This is a genomic window from Streptomyces panacea (assembly GCF_040560175.1).
Classification (GTDB): Bacteria; Actinomycetota; Actinomycetes; order Streptomycetales; family Streptomycetaceae; genus Streptomyces; species Streptomyces panacea.
Genome location: NZ_JARJHW010000029.1, coordinates 35,770 through 54,382, shown reverse-complemented (window position 1 = coordinate 54,382; position 18,613 = coordinate 35,770). Strand labels below are relative to the sequence as shown.

Annotated in this window: 16 protein-coding genes; 10 read left to right on the top strand and 6 right to left on the bottom strand. The window is 68.1% G+C overall.

Annotated elements, in window-relative coordinates:
- The coding region (locus P3L51_RS10350; protein ID WP_354604821.1) for an alkaline phosphatase D family protein at positions 1-602 on the bottom strand (602 nt) is incomplete at its 3' end.
- Between the two features lie 202 nt (positions 603-804).
- On the opposite strand from P3L51_RS10350, the gene P3L51_RS10345 reads away from it, so the two are divergent.
- Together P3L51_RS10345 and P3L51_RS10340 are read left to right on the top strand one after the other, a co-directional pair.
- The gene (locus tag P3L51_RS10345) at positions 805-1,590 is read left to right on the top strand and encodes an SDR family oxidoreductase (protein WP_354604820.1); all 786 of its coding nucleotides are present in this window, start codon (positions 805-807) and stop codon (positions 1,588-1,590) included.
- A 55-nt stretch (positions 1,591-1,645) separates the two neighbouring features.
- Positions 1,646-2,539: a PhzF family phenazine biosynthesis protein gene (locus P3L51_RS10340; RefSeq protein ID WP_354604819.1), complete on the top strand. Its 894-nt coding sequence runs from the start codon at positions 1,646-1,648 to the stop codon at positions 2,537-2,539.
- Between the two features lie 56 nt (positions 2,540-2,595).
- Here P3L51_RS10340 and P3L51_RS10335 read toward each other — a convergent pair whose 3' ends face one another.
- The gene (locus tag P3L51_RS10335) at positions 2,596-3,594 is read right to left on the bottom strand and encodes an aldo/keto reductase (protein WP_354604818.1); all 999 of its coding nucleotides are present in this window, start codon (positions 3,592-3,594) and stop codon (positions 2,596-2,598) included.
- Between the two features lie 93 nt (positions 3,595-3,687).
- Complete coding sequence (locus P3L51_RS10330; RefSeq protein WP_354604817.1) at positions 3,688-3,993, bottom strand: hypothetical protein; 306 nt, start codon at positions 3,991-3,993, stop codon at positions 3,688-3,690.
- A 13-nt stretch (positions 3,994-4,006) separates the two neighbouring features.
- Between P3L51_RS10330 and P3L51_RS10325 the strand changes: the two genes are divergently transcribed.
- Both P3L51_RS10325 and P3L51_RS10320 read left to right on the top strand, forming a co-directional pair.
- Positions 4,007-4,870, top strand: coding sequence for a hypothetical protein (locus P3L51_RS10325; protein ID WP_354604816.1), 864 nt, complete (start codon positions 4,007-4,009; stop codon positions 4,868-4,870).
- Positions 4,849-5,199 (top strand): hypothetical protein, encoded by a 351-nt coding sequence (locus P3L51_RS10320; protein WP_354604815.1) that lies wholly within the window; start codon positions 4,849-4,851, stop codon positions 5,197-5,199. Before P3L51_RS10325 ends, P3L51_RS10320 begins: the two co-directional genes overlap by 22 nt.
- 12 nt (positions 5,200-5,211) lie before the next feature.
- On the opposite strand, the gene P3L51_RS10315 is transcribed toward P3L51_RS10320, so the two are convergent.
- Together P3L51_RS10315 and P3L51_RS10310 are read right to left on the bottom strand one after the other, a co-directional pair.
- On the bottom strand, positions 5,212-5,436 hold the full coding sequence (locus P3L51_RS10315) for a hypothetical protein (RefSeq protein ID WP_354604814.1): 225 nt from the start codon (positions 5,434-5,436) through the stop codon (positions 5,212-5,214).
- Positions 5,437-5,709: 273 nt separating this feature from the next.
- On the bottom strand, positions 5,710-7,404 hold the full coding sequence (locus tag P3L51_RS10310) for a TIGR04141 family sporadically distributed protein (RefSeq protein WP_354604813.1): 1,695 nt from the start codon (positions 7,402-7,404) through the stop codon (positions 5,710-5,712).
- 193 nt (positions 7,405-7,597) lie between these two features.
- Here P3L51_RS10310 and P3L51_RS10305 point away from each other — a divergent pair, with 193 nt between their 5' ends.
- The 6 genes from P3L51_RS10305 to P3L51_RS10280 all read left to right on the top strand — a co-directional run bounded on the left by P3L51_RS10305 (position 7,598) and on the right by P3L51_RS10280 (position 18,163).
- Positions 7,598-9,721, top strand: coding sequence for an N-6 DNA methylase (locus P3L51_RS10305; RefSeq protein WP_354604812.1), 2,124 nt, complete (start codon positions 7,598-7,600; stop codon positions 9,719-9,721).
- Positions 9,722-9,800: 79 nt separating this feature from the next.
- Positions 9,801-11,867 (top strand): type I restriction-modification system subunit M, encoded by a 2,067-nt coding sequence (locus P3L51_RS10300; RefSeq protein ID WP_354604811.1) that lies wholly within the window; start codon positions 9,801-9,803, stop codon positions 11,865-11,867.
- Positions 11,864-13,117, top strand: a complete 1,254-nt coding sequence (locus P3L51_RS10295; protein ID WP_354604810.1) for a restriction endonuclease subunit S — start codon at positions 11,864-11,866, stop codon at positions 13,115-13,117. The genes P3L51_RS10300 and P3L51_RS10295 overlap by 4 nt, the downstream gene beginning before the upstream one ends.
- A gap of 7 nt (positions 13,118-13,124) precedes the next feature.
- Positions 13,125-14,342: an AAA family ATPase gene (locus tag P3L51_RS10290; RefSeq protein WP_354604809.1), complete on the top strand. Its 1,218-nt coding sequence runs from the start codon at positions 13,125-13,127 to the stop codon at positions 14,340-14,342.
- Positions 14,339-14,953: a DUF4276 family protein gene (locus tag P3L51_RS10285; RefSeq protein ID WP_354604808.1), complete on the top strand. Its 615-nt coding sequence runs from the start codon at positions 14,339-14,341 to the stop codon at positions 14,951-14,953. The genes P3L51_RS10290 and P3L51_RS10285 overlap by 4 nt, the downstream gene beginning before the upstream one ends.
- Before the next feature lie 6 nt (positions 14,954-14,959).
- Positions 14,960-18,163 (top strand): type I restriction endonuclease subunit R, encoded by a 3,204-nt coding sequence (locus P3L51_RS10280; RefSeq protein ID WP_354604807.1) that lies wholly within the window; start codon positions 14,960-14,962, stop codon positions 18,161-18,163.
- Positions 18,164-18,193: 30 nt separating this feature from the next.
- Here P3L51_RS10280 and P3L51_RS10275 read toward each other — a convergent pair whose 3' ends face one another.
- Complete coding sequence (locus tag P3L51_RS10275) at positions 18,194-18,607, bottom strand: ATP-binding protein (protein ID WP_354604806.1); 414 nt, start codon at positions 18,605-18,607, stop codon at positions 18,194-18,196.
- Positions 18,608-18,613 lie beyond the last annotated feature (6 nt).

Here is an 18,613-nt window from a genome sequence, read left to right as displayed (position 1 = left end):
TCGAGGTCTTCGGCGGCCAGGTGCTTGTAGGCGGTGAAGTAGCCGTCGTGGTAGGCCTGGCAGGAGACGGCGGCGAGCTTGAGTTCCCCGATGTTCGCGGAGCGCGCGGGGGCGGTGCGGGTGCGGCCGACCGGGCTGATCCACGTGCCGGCGCGGAAGCGGTAGAAGTAGAAGCGGTCCGTGTCCAGGCCGGGGACCTCGGCGTGCACGCTGTGGTCGAACTCCGGGTGGGCGGTGGCGGTTCCGCGTCTGACGATCCGGGTGAACCGCTCGTCGTGGGACACCTCCCAGCGTACGGAGACCCTGGCGCGGGGCATGCCGCTGTCGCTCTGGTACGGGCTCGGGGCGAGGCGGGTCCAGAGCAGTACGGAGGTGGGCCCCGGGTCGCCCGAGCCGACGCCGAGCGTGAAGGGGTCGCTCTTGATCTTCGCGGCGTCCAGCTCGGCGGCGCTCGCGGTGCCCGCCGTGGGCAGGTTGACGGCGAAGGCGAGCGCGGCGGCCGCACCGGTGACGGTGAGGAACCGGCGACGGCCGAGGTGCGCGGCGGCGGCCCGCAGTTCGGGTGAGTGCGTGGCGCGTGAGCTTGTTCGCACGGGTGTCATGGTGGTGTGCCCCTCCCCTGACGGCTGTTGTCAGAGGAAGTGCAGCCGGACCCGACGTCGGACCGTTGTCGGGTACACAACATTCGGATGTCCGCCCGGTGAGTTCCCCGTGCGCTCCTTGCGCGCCACCGCTTCGGCGGCCCGGTCACGGCTCGCCGGGCCCCGTACTCCCGCCGGTCCTCCTGCCGTACGCTGCGGGCCCATGACTGCTGTGCGGAAGATCGCTGTGGTGACGGGAGCGGGTTCGGGCATCGGACGGGGCGTCTCGGTCGCCCTGGCCGGGGCGGGCTGGTCGGTGGTGCTCGCGGGACGGAAGGCGGAGCGCCTGGAGGAGACGGCGGCGCTGATGGCGGACTCCGGGTCGAAGGCGGTGTCCGGGACGGCGCCCGAGGCGGTGTGTGTGCCGACGGACGTGGCGCGGCCGGAGGACGTGGACGCGCTCTTCGAGACGGTGCGCGAGCGGTACGGCCGGATCGACTTCCTCTTCAACAACGCGGGCACGTTCGGCCCCGGCGGCGTACCGCTGGAGGATCTGCCCTACTCGGCGTGGCGCAAGGTCGTCGACACCAACCTGACGGGCTCGTTCCTGTGCGCGCAGGCGGCGTACCGGCTGATGAAGGACCAGGACCCGCAGGGCGGCCGGATCATCAACAACGGCTCGATCTCCGCGCACGCGCCGCGCCCGGACTCGGTGGCGTACACGGCGACGAAGCACGCCCTCACCGGACTCACCAAGTCGCTTTCCCTGGACGGCCGTCCGTATCGCATCGCGTGCGGCCAGATCGACATCGGCAACGCGGCGACGGACATGACGCAGCGCATGCGGCGGGGTGTGCCGCAGGCGAACGGCGAACTGGCGGTGGAGCCGGTGATGGACGCGGCGGACGTGGCGACGACGGTGCTGCACATGGCGGAGCTGCCGCTGGAGGCGAACATCCAGTTCGTGACGGTGCTGGCGACGGCGATGCCGTTCATCGGGCGGGGCTGAGGGGGCGGCGGCCGTGGGCGGGAATGACCGCCCGCCCCGCGTCGTTGGCACACGCATGAGTGAACCTGGCCCCGCCACCCTGACCGGCGAAGTCCTGCGCTACACGGCCTTCTCGGCCGACCCCGCGGGCGGCAACCCCGCCGGCGTCGTGCTCGACGCCTCCGGGCTGACGGACGACGCGATGCTCGCGATCGCCGCCGACCTCGGCTACAGCGAGTCCGCGTTCCTGACAACGGCGCCCGACGGCGCGGGCGAGCCGGGACGGGCCTTCACCATCAGGTACTTCAGCCCGAAGGCCGAGGTCCCGTTCTGCGGACACGCCACGGTCGCCACCGCGGTCGCGCTGGCCGAGCGGATCGGCGCGGGTGACCTGGTCTTCGAGACGCGCGCCGGGACCGTACCGGTGACGGTCACCGCCGGGGACGACGGTGCGCCGCGCGCCACCCTCACCAGCGTCGAGCCGCACGTGGAGGACATCGCCGGCGCCGACCTCACCGAGGCATTGGCCGCGCTCGGCTGGCCCGCCGGTGATCTCGACCCGGCGCTGCCGCCCCGTATCGCCTACGGCGGTGCCCGCCACCTCGTCGTCGGCGCGGCGACCCGCACCCGCCTGGCGGACCTGAGTTACGACTTCGCCCGCCTCGAAACGCTGATGCACCGGCTGGATCTGACCACCGTCCAACTGGTGTGGCGCGAGTCGGCGGACGTCTTCCACGTACGCGACCCGTTCCCGGTGGGCGGTGTGGTCGAGGACCCGGCGACGGGCGCGGCGGCGGCGGCGTTCGGGGCGTACGCGCGTGAACTCGCCCTCGTCCCCGAGGCGTCGGTGCTCACGCTCCACCAGGGTGTGGACATGGGCCGCCCGGGCGTCCTGACGGTGGAGCTGCGGGCGGGCGACCCGCGCGTACGGGTGTCGGGCACGGCGACTCTCATCCCGGCGTCCCTCTAGGTCCTGTCCGGCGGCCGTTGATCCCCGGGCGGGCCGATCGATCCCGCCCGGGGGGGTCAGGACGCGTCGTCCGGCGCCGCCAGCAGCCCAGCGATCTCCTGGAGTTGGGCCGCGCTCAGCGGGCCGAAGTCCCGCGCGCCCGCGTTCTCCTCGACCTGCGCGACCGACCGGAAGCCCGGGATCGGCACGGTCAGTTCGCTGCGCGCCCACAGCCACGCGAGCGCGCCCTGCGCGAGGGTGCGTCCGTCGCTGGTGAGTACCGACCGGACCGCGTCGACCCGCGCCACCCACTCGGGCAGCGCCCCGCCGCCCTCCCCGAACCACCGCAGCCACGACGGCGGTACGGCCCTGATGTCGCCGCTGGCTCCCCGGCTGCCCGCACCGGTCTTGTCGGTGAGCAGCCCCATCGCGAGCGGGCCGCGGTTGACGCTGAGCAGTCCGTGCCGCGCGCACAGGTCGAGTATCTCGGGGGCGTCGTCGAGCACGTTGCACTGGTGCTGCACGGCGGCGCAGTGCGGCCCCTCCGCGAAGACGGCCGCACGCGCCGGGTCGTCGGTGCTCCAGGCGTAAGCGCGGATCAGCCCCTCGGCCACGAACTCCTCGCAGAGATCGCGGAGTTCGGCCCCTTCCGCGAGGGAGGCCTCACCGACGTGGAACTGGTACAGATCGATGTGGTCCGTACCGAGTCGGCGCAGCGACGCGGTCAGCGCCTTCCGCGCGTGCTCGGGGGTGGTGACGGGGCCGGTGGCGGTGCGGGTCGCCTCGTCGAAGGTGTTGCCCCACTTGGTGGCGATGACCACCTCGTCCCGCCGTCCGGCGATCGCGCGGCCGAGTACGCGCTCGCTGTGGCCGGCGCCGTACGTGTCCGCCGTGTCGAAGAAGTTCACCCCGAGTTCCAGCGCCCGCCTGATCGCGGCGACGGACTCCTCGTCGTCCACCTTGCCCCAGCCGAGCGGATTGCCGTCGCGGTCCTGCCACTCGCCTCCGACGGCCCAGCAGCCGAAGCCGAGCGGACCGATCTCGGGACCGCCGTGTCCCAACGTCCTTGTCTTCATGGCCGGAACGGTAGATGTTGAAGTGCGCTCGAAGGCAAGGACCGGACGCCCGTGACCTCATCCACCCATCCGCCCGGCCACCCGGCCACTCGGCTACTTCGGATCGGCGACCCGCGCGTACCAGCTCTCCGCCTCGTCCCGCCCGAGGACGCGTTCGAGCACCAGGTCGCCGCTCATCCCGGGGAAGTACCGGCCGGCGGGCCAACTCCGCTCGTACGGCGGCGGGTCGAGGACCAGCAGTCGCGCGCCGTCCACGACGGGGATGTCGGACGGTGTTCCCTCGTTCCAGATCCAACTGCCGTCGGGAGCAGAGAGGTTGTACGTGCCGACGGTGAGCGTCTGCCCGTCCTTGTCCCGGCACATGGCTATCGCCTCGGCGGTCGGGCTGTCGCCCGGCACATGCAGTCCGCCGATGAGCCCCGGCGACCAGCGTGTGGAGCTGGAAGTTGTCGCCGATGCCGGTCATCCGCATCAGATAGGCGGAGCGCGTCGCACGGTGCAGAACGACCAGCGGCTCGTCGTCGAGCACGCGGAGCGCGTACACGAGGCCCTTGAAGTCCTCGCCCGCGTCGCCCGCCGCGGACTGGACCCGCTCCACGAGCGACCTCAACTCGCCCCCGTCGGAGGCGATCCGCTGCCGTACGGCCCTGCTGTTGAGCAGTGCGAGCGACGCCATACGCCACTCGGGGAGCGTCCACCAGCCGAGCGCGGCCTCGAAGCCGACACGGTCGACGATCTGGTCACCCAGCTCGTCCTCGCCCGGATCGGGCAGCTCGCCGCCGCCGGTGGCCGACCACCGGTCGGTGAATCCGAGGGCGGCGGTGAAGGCCTCCCGTACCGCCGCGAAGAGACCGGGCGCGCACGGCAGGGGGTCGGCGCCGCGCTCGACACAGGCACCGACGAGCACCGCGGTCACCGCCCGGGGCCCCGGCGGGACCTGCTCCAGCAGCGCCGCCAACCGGGGCGCTCCCTCTTGGAGTTCGTCCTGGTCCGCCTCCTGGAACGCCCGGTGGAGCAGCGGGAAGGCCCGGTCGAACCGCTCGCCGTCCTGATCGCGCACGGCGGACTCGAACGCACCGAGGGCGTCCGTGAATGTGTGTGGTGCCGATGTCATCCGGAAACCCTATTCGACGCCCATGACCCCCGACGCGCGTCCGGCCGACGCCGGGACCGCGTCCGGCGTTCGATGACGTCTCACTCCTCCGGCTCGCGCTGCTACCCACACGGCCCATCCCGCCCGCCTATGCTCACGGCATGGAGCAGAGCGAGGTCCTGAAGCGCGTGATCGGCATCCTGACGCAGGCCGGTGACTGGCAGCGTCGGCTTGAGGAGGACACCGGTCAGGAGCAGGACATGGACGCCGAGATGGGTGTCGTGACCGAACTGCTCAACGAGACGATGCCCCGCGTCGAGGTCCCGGCCGACGCGACCCCCGAGGAACTCAGCGCCCTGCTCGGCCGGGAGGTCGGCAGCGCCGTGGAACAGCTCGTGGGGGCGTTCACCCTCGCCTTCGTGACGCTTGCCCGCGTCCACGACGCCGGCGGCCCCGAAGTCTCGTCGGCGGACATCCTCCAGGACCTGGCACTGCGCGCCGAGGAACTGTGACCGACCGTCCCGTCAGCGCCCCCGGTTCCTGGGGTGGTCACGGGCCACGCGCTCGTTCCCGAACTTGTACGCCCCGGTCCACCGGGCCATCACCAACTGGGCGTCGCCCGCCTCGACCTGCGCGACGAACTTGTCGGCGCGCCCGCCCCGCAGTGTGCTCGCCACCCGCCCCTGGTGCGTGATGACGACGGTGCCGTCGGTGTGCCGCTCGTAACTGAAACCGGTGGGTCGGGGCATGCCCCCATCCTCGCCCCTGCCGCACTCACGGACATCCCCTGGGGCGGGGCCCAAGGGGGCGGCACACGAGTCGGGCTCCACGCCGAAGAGAACCAGTGCCATGAACTGAACACACGTGCAGGAAGGGCGCTTGCGTAGCCGACTTGAAGGCGAAGCGCGACAATCGCGCCTTGCGGCGGTCCGGACATGGTCTACGTCGCTATTGGGGTCAGACGGTCTCCTCGAGACGCTCGAAGATGAGCGGGGCCGATTCCATTCGGCGCCTTCGCACAGCTAGGCGGCCAGGTGACGGATTCCTACCCGGCTCTGAGGGATCGACGTGGCCTGGATCCCGATAACCTCGACGGCCACACCCCATGCCTGGAGCATCTTGGCCGTCTGCACGAGAGTGACCTGGGAGAACGGGAAAAGCGTGTCGGCGGTGAGGTCGGTCCCGTTCTTCAGCAGGATCGCGAAGACGACCTTCGACGGCCGGAAACCCATCGGCAGGCTCCGGCCACGCCGGGCCGCGGCAACCTTCCGGGCAAAGGCGTCCGCGGCCTGCGGCGAGTGGAGCAGGGTCTGCACGGCCACCACGGCCTGGCCGAACAGATGGCTCAGCGCGTCGGACCCCTTGGCGCGTTTCACCATGACCAGGACGTTGTCCGGACTCAGCAGGTCGCAGATCTCCACGCCGTTGCCCCGGTGCAGCGACGTCCGGACGTTGTCCCGGTCGAAGCAGACGTACCCGGGCCGCAGATCGGGCACCGACTCGTTGTACTTCCGCTCGTTGTCGCCGAGCACCCAGGCCGGAAGGTTCACCGCAGGCGCCTCGGTGATGAGCGTCTTCACCTGCTCACGGATCGCCTCCAGGTATGCCTCCCCGATCACGTACCACTGCCCGTCCAGCAGAAAGAACCTGCGAGCACCGAGCGCCACCTCCGCCTCGATCCACCGCAGCACGCCCGACGTCCAGAGGATGTCGCCCTTCTCGGCCCGGGTGTGCGTGTAAAGGGTTACGGTGCCGTCCCGCAACGCGGCGAAGCGCGTTCCCGCCCGCTGCACGCGTGCCCGGTCGAGGACGTACTCCAGGCTGAAGTCGTCGGTGAGGTGGGCCTCCGAGCGCTTGACCCTGGTCGCGAACGCCTGGGCGGCGCCGTAGTCGTCCCAGTGGTCGGACGGAACGGCGACTGCGATACGGCCGTCCGCCCGCTCACCGAGCATGTCGTCGAGCTGCTCCTCCAGCCGCGCGACGAGGTTGTCGTCCTTGACCGGAACGATGTGCTCGACGAACTCCAACTCCGGCGTGGGTGCCTCCTCCCGCAGAACACGGGCGATGGCGCGGATGTCCGTGACCAGGTCCATGGCGTCGATTCCGAGGCGCATCCGCAGCCCGGTACCGCCCTCGACGCTGGAGATCTTCGTACGGTCGTTCTGAGCGATCGTCATCTGGAGGCCGTCCAGCCGCCCTCCCAGCCGCCGCACAATCTGCGCGTGCTCCTGGACACCCAGGCTCCAGACCGGAGCACCGCCGGGCACGAGCGTGATGTCGGTCCGGCCGTTGCCCGGCGTATGGGAGACCATGTCCCGGATCTGGCCGGGGTCCACCCGGCGGATCACGAAACCCAGCCCGAACCGCCGGTCCTTGACACGGTCGGGCACCAGACGGAAGCCCTGGTCGTACCCAACGGCATACACCTCTTCGTCGACCGCGAGCATCAGGAGCCCCGCCGACCGGTTCACGGGCCGCGACACCTCGCACCCGGTCGTACGACTGATCTCACCGCACCAGCTCGCGACCGGCTGCTCGAAACTGCCGGTGACCAGCAGCGCGGGAACGCCCAGCCGCTCCTGCGGGAAGTGCAGCTCCGCGTCTACGGCTTCGAGCTGGGCCGCATCGAGAACATCGAACATGGCGTCGACCGAGGGAGCGATACCCGTGAGCCGGTACAGGGTGCGCTTGGACGTGCCGGAAGTAGTGGTGGCCATGGAGCCGCTCCATTCGTATCGACGTCTTCCGGGCATGCGATGCCCGGGACACCCGGGGAAGCCGGGAATGCAGGTGAAAGCAGAACCAGTAGAGCGTCGACTGAAAGCACTGTCAAATGATTCACGACGGTTGGGTACTGGTATAGAGTGAACCCATCCGCCTCACCGTCCCGACGTCATCCGGCAGGAGCCCATGAACCAGCAGGCCAGTGGCCTCGTGACCGCCGCCGACATTTCCCGGCTGGCCGGGGTCACCCGTGCCACGGTGAGCAACTGGCGTCGTAGGCACCCGGACTTCCCCACCCCGGCGGGAGGCACGGACAGCAGCCCCACCTACGATCTCGACGCCGTTCGCGCCTGGCTTTCCGCCCGTGGTCAGCTCCCTGAGGACACCCCGGCGGACCGCCTTCGCACGACGCTGCGCACCCATCCCGACGGCGGCGAACTGGCGCTGGACCTGCTTCCCGTGGTACTCGGGGCCGCCCGGCTGGACCGGAGCGAGAGCGAGGCCCTCCCCGAACTGCGTGACGAACCCCTGCTGCGTTGGGTCAGGTCGGCAACGGACGACGGAGCCCAGTCCATCCCGGGACCCAAGGGCGTCGTGTACGGCCCCGAGGCGGCCGGGCCGGTGAGAAGCTTGCTCCGGTATTTCGTCACGGACGGCGCCGAGGCCGCGGCGGACGTCCTGGCCGAACGCCTGCTGGAGGACACGGGCGCCACCGGCACCTACCTCACACCACGCCCCCTGGCCGACCTCATGGCCCGTCTCCTGACCGACAGCGCGGGTGCGTTCCCCAAGAGCGTCCTCGACCCGGCGTGCGGCATCGGATCCCTACTCGCCGCCGCGGCATCCGAGGGCGCGACCGCGCTGCACGGCCAGGACATCCTGCCCGCGCAGGCCGCTCAGGCCGCCGTGCGGCTCCTGCTGAGAGCCCCCGAAGCCACTGTGTCCGTACGTGCGGGGGACAGTCTGCGCTCGGACACCTTCGAGGACTTCGCCGCCGACGCCGTACTGTGCAATCCCCCGTACGGAGTCCGTGAGTGGGGGCACGAGGATCTCGCGTACGACCAGCGCTGGGCCTACGGCGTCCCGCCCAAGGGCGAGCCCGAACTCGCCTGGGTCCAGCACTCCCTGGCCCATCTCGTGCCCGGGGGCCGTGCCGTGCTCCTCATGCCGCCCGCGGTCGCGGAACGCACCGCCGGCCGGCGCATCCGGGCGCAACTCGTACGTGACGGAGCCCTCCGCGCGATCGTCTCGCTCCCCCAGGGCGCGGCCACCCCACTCCATATCGGCCTGCACCTGTGGGTACTCGAACGGCCCGATCCCGGTAGTGAGCCTCCGGGGTCGGTGCTGCTCGTCGACGCCGCCGCCTCGGAGAACCGGAAACTCGACTGGGCTGCCGTCGACAACACCGTTCTGTCGGCATGGCGGACTTTCCTCGCCGACAAGGACGGCTTCACCGGAACTCCGGGCATCGCCGAAGCCGTACCGATCACGGACTTCCTCAACGAGGCCGTGGACCTGACCCCGGCCCGCCGTGTCCGCACGACCTCCCGGCAGACCCTGCGCCCCGCGCTGCTGGCCCGGCAGGCATCGGAGCTGTACGACCAACTCCACCAAGCCGCAAAGGACCTGAGCGACCTGAGCACTGACAGCGAGTGGGCACCGGCCGACGGCCTCCCCCGTGAGTGGCGTACGGCAACGGTCGCCGACCTTCTGCGCGGCGGCGCTCTCACTCTGCTTCGCACGCCGCCGGGAAGCCGCCGGACGCGGAGCGGCGAACCGCTGCCGGAGCCCGAACCCGAACGCGCCGGACGACCGACACTCACGGTTCGCGATGTCGTAAAGGACCGACCCGCCTCCGGGACGGAAGCAGACGCTCCCGCCGGCACGGTGCTCCCCCTGATCCAGACAAGTGACGTGCTGCTCACGGAGTTGCTTCGTACGGGGCACAGCACCGTGGCCCGGGTCGTCGAGCCGAGCGAGACAGGCTTCTTCCTGGGACGCCACCTGCTGCTCTTCCGCCCGGATCAACGTCGGCTCGACCCCTGGTTCCTGGCCGGGTTCCTCTCAGCCGAACAGAACGTCAACGCCGCAGCCACCGGTACATCCATCGTGCGGGTGGATCCTCGACGGCTACGCGTTCCCTTGCTCCCCCTCGCAGAACAGCAGCGGTACGGCGCCACGTTCCGCCGCTTGCATGACCTGCGGACCGCCGCCCGCCGGGCCGACCAAGCCGCCGAGGATGTCACACGTCTCCTCCGCACCGGACTCACCGGCGGCGCGCTGTTGCCACACGGTCACGGATCGGCGTGAAACGTGCGGTCCGGCACCGTGAACAGCCAGACTTGACGTCTCCGTCCCACAGGGACGGCGAAACTCCGGAAGGACAGCGTTGAACAGCAGTAAGCACACGGAACTGGCGAACCACGCATGGTCGGTCGCCGACCTCCTGCGCGGCGACTACAAACAGTCCGACTACGGCAAGGTGATCCTGCCGTTCACCGTGCTGCGGCGCCTGGAGTGTGTCCTCGCTCCGACCAAGGACAAGGTCCTGGAGGTTGCGGCCCAGTACGAGGGCAAGGACATGAACCCCGACCGCTTTCTGCGCAGGGCCGCCGGCCACAGCTTCTACAACACCAGCTCCTACACGCTGAAAGCCATCGCAGGCGACCCCTCGCACGCGGCGAAGCATCTCACCCAGTACTACGGCGCCTTCTCCCCCAACGCGCGGGAAGTCCTGGAGCGGTACGACTTCGCCCAGCAGATCAAGCGGCTGGCGGCAGCCGACCTGCTGTATCAGGTGGTGGGGCGCTTCGCCGACCTCGACCTTCGGCCCGTGAAGAGGGACGCGGACGGGAATGTCGTGCTCGACGAGCACGGCAAGCCGGTCGAGATCGTCGCCAACCATCAGATGGGTTACATCTTCGAAGAACTGATCCGGCGCTTCGCCGAGCAGTCCAACGAGACGGCCGGTGAGCACTTCACCCCCCGGGAAGTCATCCGGCTGATGGTCAACCTGCTCGTCGCACCGGACAGCGACGTGCTGACCCTGCCGGGCACCGTCCGTACCGTCATGGACCCGGCCTGCGGAACCGGCGGCATGCTCAGCGCGGCCGACGAGCACATCACGGCGTACAACGAGGACGCCACGGTCAAGGTCTTCGGTCAGGAACTGAACCCCGAGTCCTGGGCCATCTGCCGGTCCGACATGATGATCAAGGGCCAGGACCCGGAGAACATCAAGTTCGGCAACTCGTTCAGCGACGACGGCCACAGCGGCGCCACCTTCGACTATCTGCTGGCCAACCCGCCGTTCGGCGTGGAGTGGAAGAAGGTCAAGGACGCCGTCGAGGACGAACACGAACGCCTCGGCGAGAGCGGGCGGTTCGGGGCCGGCCTGCCCCGTATCAACGACGGCTCGCTGCTCTTCCTCCAGCACATGATCTCGAAGATGAAGCCCGTGGACGCTGCGGGGGCCGGCGGCAGCCGGATCGCGGTTGTCTTCAACGGCTCCCCGCTCTTCACGGGCGCGGCGGAATCGGGTGAGTCCAAGATCCGGCAGTGGATCTTGGAGAACGACTGGCTGGAAGGCATCGTCGCCCTCCCCGACCAGCTCTTCTACAACACCGGCATCTCCACGTACTTCTGGGTACTGAGCAACCGCAAGGCCAGGGACCGGCGAGGCAAGGTCGTCCTGCTGGACGCACGCGACTACTGGCGGAAGATGCGGAAGTCCCTCGGCGACAAGCGCAAAGAGCTGAGCAACGAGCACATCTCCGAGATCACCAAGCTCTACACGGAGGCGCTGGCGATCGTCGAGGCGGCGGAGAAGGACGGCGTCCATGACCTGGCTGACCGGGCCGGAAAGATCAAAATCTTCCGCAACGAGGACTTCGGCTACCACCGGATCACCGTCGAACGGCCGTTGAAGCTCCGCTTCGAGGTGACGGAGGAGACGCTGGCGGCGATCACCGCGTCGAAGCCGATCACACGGGCGACGGATGCGGAGGCGTTCGCGGAGGCGCTGCGTCCGCTGGTCGGCAAGTCGTGGGAGACGAAGTCCGACGCCTGGATCGACCTCAAGGACGCGGTCGTCGCGGCCGGCCTGCTTTGGCCGACGGGCGCCCCGTTCGGCAAGGCGCTGCGGGAGGCGGTCGGGGTACGGGATCCGGGGGGCGAGGTCCAGCGGATCAAGGGCGAGACTGAGCCGGACCTAGAGCTGCGGGATTACGAGAGCGTGCCGCTGGAGGAGGACGTGGAGGAGTATTTGCGGAGGGAGGTGCTGCCGCATGTCCCGGATGCGTGGATCGACCACAGCAAGACGAAGGTGGGGTACGAGATCCCGTTCACGCGGCATTTCTATGTGTACAAGGCACCACGGCCGTTGGCTGAGATCGACGGGGAGCTGAAGGCTCTGGAGACCGAGATCCAGGCGCTGCTTGGGGAAGTGACGGAGTGAGTACGGTCCCGCTGAAGTACATTGCCAAGATCAATGCTGGCCAATCTCCCCCGTCTGCCGAGGTTTCGAACCTATCGGACGACCCTCCTTTCTTGCAGGGAAATGCGGAGTTCCAACAAGAACATCCCCTACCAAGATTTCAGTGCCGCACAGCGCCAAAGGTTGCCCAGATCGGGGATATTTTGCTTTCCGTCAGGGCTCCTGTCGGTGCGCTTAATGTTGCCGACCGGAACTACGGCGTTGGGCGTGGTCTTTGCGCTATCACCCCTTCTGATTGCGACGGACGCTTTCTCTGGTGGTGGCTCCATAGCCAGCGCGCAAGACTCGACGCAGTGTCCACAGGCACGACGTACCGAGCGGTCACAGCAGAAGATGTCGGAGCCCTGCCATTCTCTCAGCTAGACATCGTAGAGCAGCGCCGAATCGCCGACTTCCTTGACGCCGAAACTGCCCGAATCGACACTTTGAGCTCACTCAGGAAATCCCAGCACGCGAGCTTGGATGAACGAGGTTACGCCGTCGTGTCGGAAGTCCTAGTACCCGGGATCCTGTCCAGCCCGGCGGGAGCTTGGCCATGGGTATGGCTTCCGGAAATGTCACCAGACCGGCCGCTCGTGCGCCTGGGATATTTCTGCCGCTTGCAGACCGGCCTTACCGTCGATGGCAAGCGGGAAGTGACTGGTGATGTGGTGACTCGTCCGTACCTAAGAGTGGCCAACGTGCAAGCGGGACGAGTAGATCTTGGCAATCTCAGTGAAATCACCGTCCCGACCGAAATGGCCAGTCGCGCAACTCTTCGCGCAGGCGACGTACTGATGACCGAGGGCGGCGATCTGGACAAGCTCGGACGCGGCACCGTCTGGCATGGAGAAGTCTCCGAATGTTTGCATCAGAACCATATTTTCGCTCTTCGTCCGGAAAGAAATAGCCTTGACGAAAACTATCTCGCTCTCATGACGAGAACGCTGCATGGTCGGAACTATTTCGAAAGCACGGGAGTCAAAACAACTAATCTGGCGTCAACAAACAGCAGCAAGATCCTGAGCTTTCCCATTCCGCTCCCAAGCGTGACAGAACAGCGCACCCTGGCCAAGAGGGCTCAGACTGCACTCAACAACGTGGCGGCTGCTGGTCAACTGCTTAACCGTCAACTCGAAGTGCTCGCCGAGCGGCGCCAAGCCCTGATCACCGCCGCAGTCACCGGTCAGATCGACGTGTCCACCGCCAGCGGACGTGGGATCGAGGAATGATCGCTCCATGAGTCCCGCCGCGCCTCACCAGCCGACGCCGTTCATCACCCGCGTCCGAATCAAGAACTACAAGTCCATCGCTCATTGTGATGTGACGCTCGACCGGTTCACCGTGCTGCTCGGGCTGAACGCTGCGGGAAAATCAAACTTCCTCGACGCCCTGCGTTTTGTCCGCGACGCGCTCACGGATGGGCCGGAGGAAGCCGTGGCTGCACGCGGAGGATGGTCGGAGGTGCTGCGCCGGGTCCCTGAGCCTGCGACCTCGTGCACGATCGGTCTGGACTTTCACCTGCCAGTGATCACCAACAACGAGACGCCCTGGGAAGGGCGGTACGAGATCACACTCGCTCCCACGATTCAGGACAGGACAAGCCCTCACTCAAGAGTGGGCGTCCACGTCCAGCATGAGTTCTGTGAGATGCGCCGCCCCGGGGGCGAGAGATTCTTGTTGCCGAACGATTTCGGAAAGAACCGCCATCAGCGGTTTCTGGAGCTTCCACGCACCAGGAGCGGAGAAGGACCGTTCCCCGTTCTCTGGGTGGCTCTCATGCAGATGTTCTTCTACAACCCTGCCCTGTCCAGGCTCCGCGAGGCCCGGCCCAACCTGTCACTTGCCCGCACGCTGGACAACGACGGCGGCAACCTCGGCCCAGCCCTCGCCGCCCTCGGAGAGCAGGAGCGCGACCGCGTCTCGCAGTACCTGGGAGTGATCGTGCCCGGAGTCGTAGAGGTCGGCCCCACGGACCCCTCCGCCGACTACATCGCGGCGCGAATCAACTTCGCCGCGGAGGGCGACACCGAACCACACGTCTTCCGGGCCGAGTCCATGTCGGAAGGCACCATCCGGGCCATCGGCCTGCTTACCGCGCTCTTCCAACCTGACGCTCGCGAAGGCTGGATTCCGCTCGTCGCCATAGAGGAACCCGAGTTGGCGCTGCACCCGCTCGCGGCCGGTGCCCTCTACGACGCGCTCACAGAAGCGAGCGAGCACGTACAGGTCCTCGTCACCACGCAGAGCGCGGAGTTGTTCGACCGCAAGGAAGCCGACCTGTCGGCCATCCGCGTGGTCGCCGCCGAGCACGGAGTGACCGTGATCGGCGAGGTTGACCCCGTAAGCCGGTCGATCGTGGCCGACGGTCTGGCCACCACGGCAGAACTACTGCGCTCCGACCAACTGCGTCCGGTCGTCGTGGAACCCCCGGCCCAGCCGGAGGGTGAGACGTGAACCAGCCGAGCGTCACGATCGCCTCCGTCGTGGAAGGTGAAGGTGAGATCAGCGCGCTGCCCGTGCTGCTCCGGAGGCTGATGCACGAGGCCCAGATCTGGGACGCGGACATCCAGAAGCCTTTCCTGGTCGACCGTGGCCGACTCGTCCGGCCCGGCGGGCTGGAACGCGCCGTAGAGGCCCAGGGCCGACGCGTACCCGCCGACCACCCCGGGGGCATCCTGGTCGTGATCGACGCCGACGACGATTGCCCGGCCAACCTCGGCCCTTCGCTCCTGGCCAGGGCCGAAACGACCCGCCCGGACCGCCGTACAGCGGTCGTCGTGGCGAACCGCGAGTTCGAGGCATGGTTCCTCGCGTCAGCGCCGTCGCTCGGCGGCCGGGCAGGTCTTGCCGACCGCCTGAAGGTCCCTGCCAACAGCGAGACGTTACGTGACTGCAAGGGGTGGCTGACCCACCACCGGCGCGACGGGGTGCGATACCGCCCGCGGGTGGACCAGCCCGCCCTGGCCCAGCACATGGATCTCGACCTTGCCCGCGCCAACTCTTCCTCGTTCGAGAAGTTCTGCCGCGACATCACGTACCTGATCACCGGAAAGCGGGGGGAATAGCCGCTCATGTCCGTCCACGACGAAGCAGCATTCGGAAACGCCATAGTCGCCGCCCTGTTGGAGCGCGGTTGGGCCGAAGGAAGCCAGTCGGGCTACCAAGCCCAACTCAGCCTGGACACGGCCCAGCTCTTCGAGTTCGTCGGCAAGACCCAGGCCGACGACTGGGCCGAGCTGATCGCTCTCTACGGCGGTGACCCCAACATCGCCCAGGCAGGGTTCGCCAAGCGCGTGGACCAGGCGATCGGCACCGACGGTGTGCTGGACGTACTCCGCAAGGGCGTGAAGGACCACGGCATCCTGATCAAACTCGCCTACTTCAAGCCGTCGCTCGTCGCATCGGACGATGTCCTGGACGACTACCGGGCGAACCGGCTGACCTTCGTCAAGGAACTGGTGTACGCCGCCAAGCAGGCGGACAAGGGCAAGCGCCTCGACCTCACCCTCTTCCTCAATGGAATCCCCCTGGCGACAGCCGAGTTCAAGAACGCCCTCACGCGCCAGGGAGTGGAGGGGGCCAAGGACCAGTACCGGACGACCCGCGACCCCAGTGAGCTGATCTTCGCCAAGCGTGTGATCGCGAACTTCGCCATAGACACCGACCTGGTGTTCGTCGCGCCGGAACTCCGTGGCAAGCTGACCCGATTTCTGCCTTTCAACACAGGCTCCGATGGTCCTGGAAAGCCCGGCGGTGCGGGAAATCCGGCGTTCAGCGCCCCTGGGACGTACCCGACCTCCTACCTCTGGGAGCAGATCTGGGAACGGGACACCTGGCTGGACCTGATCGAACGCTTCGTGCACCTCAGCAAGGAAAAGGGCGCGGACGGGCGGACACGGCGAAAGCTGATCTTCCCCCGCTACCACCAGTGGGACATCGTCAAGAAGCTCGCCGCCCACGCGGCCCGCCACGGCGCCGGCCACAACTACCTCGGCATGGCCTCCGCCGGCTCGGGCAAGTCGAACACCATCGGCTGGCTGGCGCACCGCCTGTCGTCGCTGCACACGCCCACCGATCCGGCCGAGATCGACCCCGATGCCCTGGCCGCCGGACTCAAGCCCGGCGCGCCCGTCTTCGACAAGGTCGTGATCATCACCGACCGCCGCAATCTCGATGCCCAACTGCGGGAGACCGTCGGCAGTTTCGAGAAGACCGCCGGGCTGGTCGTGAAGATCGACGAGAAGCAGGGCGCGAAATCCGAACAGCTCGCCAAGGCACTGACCCGCGAGACCGGGAAGATCATCACCGTCACGCTGCACACCTTCCCGGCCCTCATCGACTACCTGCGCCGCAACCCGACCGAGATACAGGGCCACAACTTCGCGATCATCGTGGACGAGGCGCACTCCTCCCAGTCCGGGGACGCCGCCACGGCCGTACGAGCGGCGCTCCGTGACCTGGGACTGGATTCGGACTCCGACGATGCCGGGGCGACGGAGCTGGAAGCGGTGGCGGCCACCACCGATGCCAAGCTCGTCCGCAAAGCCATCCAGCGCAGCAAGGCTGCGAACCTCTCCTACTTCGCGTTCACGGCCACGCCCAAGGCCAAGACGCTCGAACTCTTCGGCACCCTCGACACCGTCAACGGCAAGCCGGCGTACGTCCCCTTCCACACGTACTCGATGCGCCAGGCCATCGAGGAAGGCTTCATCCTCGACCCCCTGCGCACGTACGTCACGTACGAGACCTACTGGAAGCTGGTGAACAAGAACCCGACCGAACGCGAGGTGGAACGGTCGAAGGCCAATCCCCTGCTCGCCCGGCACGCGCTCACACACGACTCCACCGTGACGCAGCGGGCGCACAGGGTTGTCGAGCACTTCCGCACCCATACGGCCGGCAGGCTCGGCGGGCGCGCCAAGGCCATGGTGGTCACGGGCTCACGGCACGGCGCGGTACAGATGGCCCGTGCCATCAAGAAGTACATCGGGGACAACGGGTACGCAGACCCCGGTGTCCTGGTCGCGTTCTCCGGCAGCCTGACGTACGACGGCGAGGAGACCACGGAGCCGAAGGAGAACGGCGGTCTCGCCGAGTCCGCGCTGCCGAAAGCATTCGCCTACACGCGCAAGGACGACAAGGCCGTACGCACCGGAGGTAAGGCGACTCAGCGCGAGTACCGCATCCTGGTCGTCGCCGAGAAGTACCAGACCGGCTTCGACCAGCCGCTGCTCACCACGATGTACGTGAACAAGAAGCTCGCGGGCATCAGCGCCGTACAGACTCTCTCCCGCCTGAACCGGACCGCCGACCGCAAGTCCCAGGCGGATCTGGCCGTCCTGGACTTCGTCAACGAAGCCGAGGACATCAAGGAGTCCTTCCGCCCGTACTTCGAGGAGGCGAAAACACTTCCTTCCGACCCGAACCTCCTCTACACCGCGCAGAGTCAGGTCCTGCGGCCCGACATCCTCGTCGATGAGGAGATGCGGGAGTTCGCGGATGCCTATCTGGCGGCCGAGGAGCAGGCTGTTGGCTCGGCCGCCCGCTGGGAGAGGCTCCACGCGGAGCTGTACCGCCATCTGGCCCCCGCCGTCGGGCGGTTCACCGATCTGCTGGACCGCAGGGACGAGGCGGGCGACCCCGACGAGGAAGCCGTCAACGAAGCCGAGCAGTTCCGTGCCGATCTCAACGACTACGTACGTAAGTACGGTTTCCTCTCGCAGATCGTGCCGTACCACGACGCCGACCTCGAATGCCTCTACCTGTACGGCCGCCACCTGCTCAACCGTCTGCCGCGACGCGGAGACGGCGGCGTGGACATCGGTGACGTCGACCTCAGTCACCTCCGCATCCAGAAGACCGGCGAGCACGACCTCGCTCTGACCGCCGAGGGGGCGGCGGAACTGCGCGGCTTCGGGGAAGGCGGAGGCGGCGCGAAGGAGCAGGAGAAGTCCCTGCTGTCGGAGTTGATCGAGAAGTTCAACGACAAGTACGGCACCAGCTTCACCGATCAGGACGTGATCACACCGTTCTCGGAGGCGAAGGCGGACCCGAAGGCCCGCGCCGCCGCCGTCAACGACGAGGAGAACTTCGGTCTCGTCTTCGACGAGATCTTCGAGGACAAGATGGCCGAACACATCGACACCATCGCCGACATGGGACGGCAGTACTTCAGCCACGACGACAGCTTCAAGCGGTCGCTCAACCAGAGCGCGCGCCGCGCGGCCTGGCGGATGATCCGCCGGGAGGAGAACATCGACGACGAGGCGGCCTGACCCGTCCAGCCCGCCGTCTCCTCCCCCCAGTCATCCTCCCTGGTCAAACGGAAGCCCCGCGATCACGGACGTTCCACGAGTGGGGCGGGGTCGGACCGTCCAGGCGGTGGCGAGGCTCTCCACGAGGATCAGCCCCCGCCCGCTCTCGGAATCGGCGGTGGGGTGGGCCAGCACCGGCTTTCCCGTACCGGGGTCGGAGACGGCCAGCCGGTAGTGCCCGTCGGCCGGCCACAGCACGAGTTCCACAAGGTCTTCGCCGTCCGCGCAGGCACCGTGCCGGATGGCGTTGGTGACCAGCTCCGAGGTCAGCAGACCCAGATCGCCTCCGAGGCGGGGCCGGAGGAGTTCCGGCAGCGATTCGGCGACGGCCTGCCGGGCCCGCCGGACGGAGACGGGGTGGGCGGGGAAGCGCCAGTGAGCGGGGACAAGAGGGATCTCGGGCATGGCGAA

Bases quoted from the DNA above. Each gene is read 5' to 3' on its own strand.
- P3L51_RS10345 (WP_354604820.1), top strand. From the start codon at position 805: ATGACTGCTGTGCGGAAGATCGCTGTGGTGACGGGAGCGGGTTCGGGC.
- P3L51_RS10340 (WP_354604819.1), top strand. From the start codon at position 1,646: ATGAGTGAACCTGGCCCCGCCACCCTGACCGGCGAAGTCCTGCGCTAC.
- P3L51_RS10335 (WP_354604818.1), bottom strand. From the start codon at position 3,594: ATGAAGACAAGGACGTTGGGACACGGCGGTCCCGAGATCGGTCCGCTC.
- P3L51_RS10325 (WP_354604816.1), top strand. From the start codon at position 4,007: ATGAGCCCCGGCGACCAGCGTGTGGAGCTGGAAGTTGTCGCCGATGCC.
- P3L51_RS10320 (WP_354604815.1), top strand. From the start codon at position 4,849: ATGGAGCAGAGCGAGGTCCTGAAGCGCGTGATCGGCATCCTGACGCAG.
- P3L51_RS10315 (WP_354604814.1), bottom strand. From the start codon at position 5,436: ATGCCCCGACCCACCGGTTTCAGTTACGAGCGGCACACCGACGGCACC.
- P3L51_RS10310 (WP_354604813.1), bottom strand. From the start codon at position 7,404: ATGGCCACCACTACTTCCGGCACGTCCAAGCGCACCCTGTACCGGCTC.
- P3L51_RS10305 (WP_354604812.1), top strand. From the start codon at position 7,598: ATGAACCAGCAGGCCAGTGGCCTCGTGACCGCCGCCGACATTTCCCGG.
- P3L51_RS10290 (WP_354604809.1), top strand. From the start codon at position 13,125: ATGAGTCCCGCCGCGCCTCACCAGCCGACGCCGTTCATCACCCGCGTC.
- P3L51_RS10280 (WP_354604807.1), top strand. From the start codon at position 14,960: ATGTCCGTCCACGACGAAGCAGCATTCGGAAACGCCATAGTCGCCGCC.
- P3L51_RS10275 (WP_354604806.1), bottom strand. From the start codon at position 18,607: ATGCCCGAGATCCCTCTTGTCCCCGCTCACTGGCGCTTCCCCGCCCAC.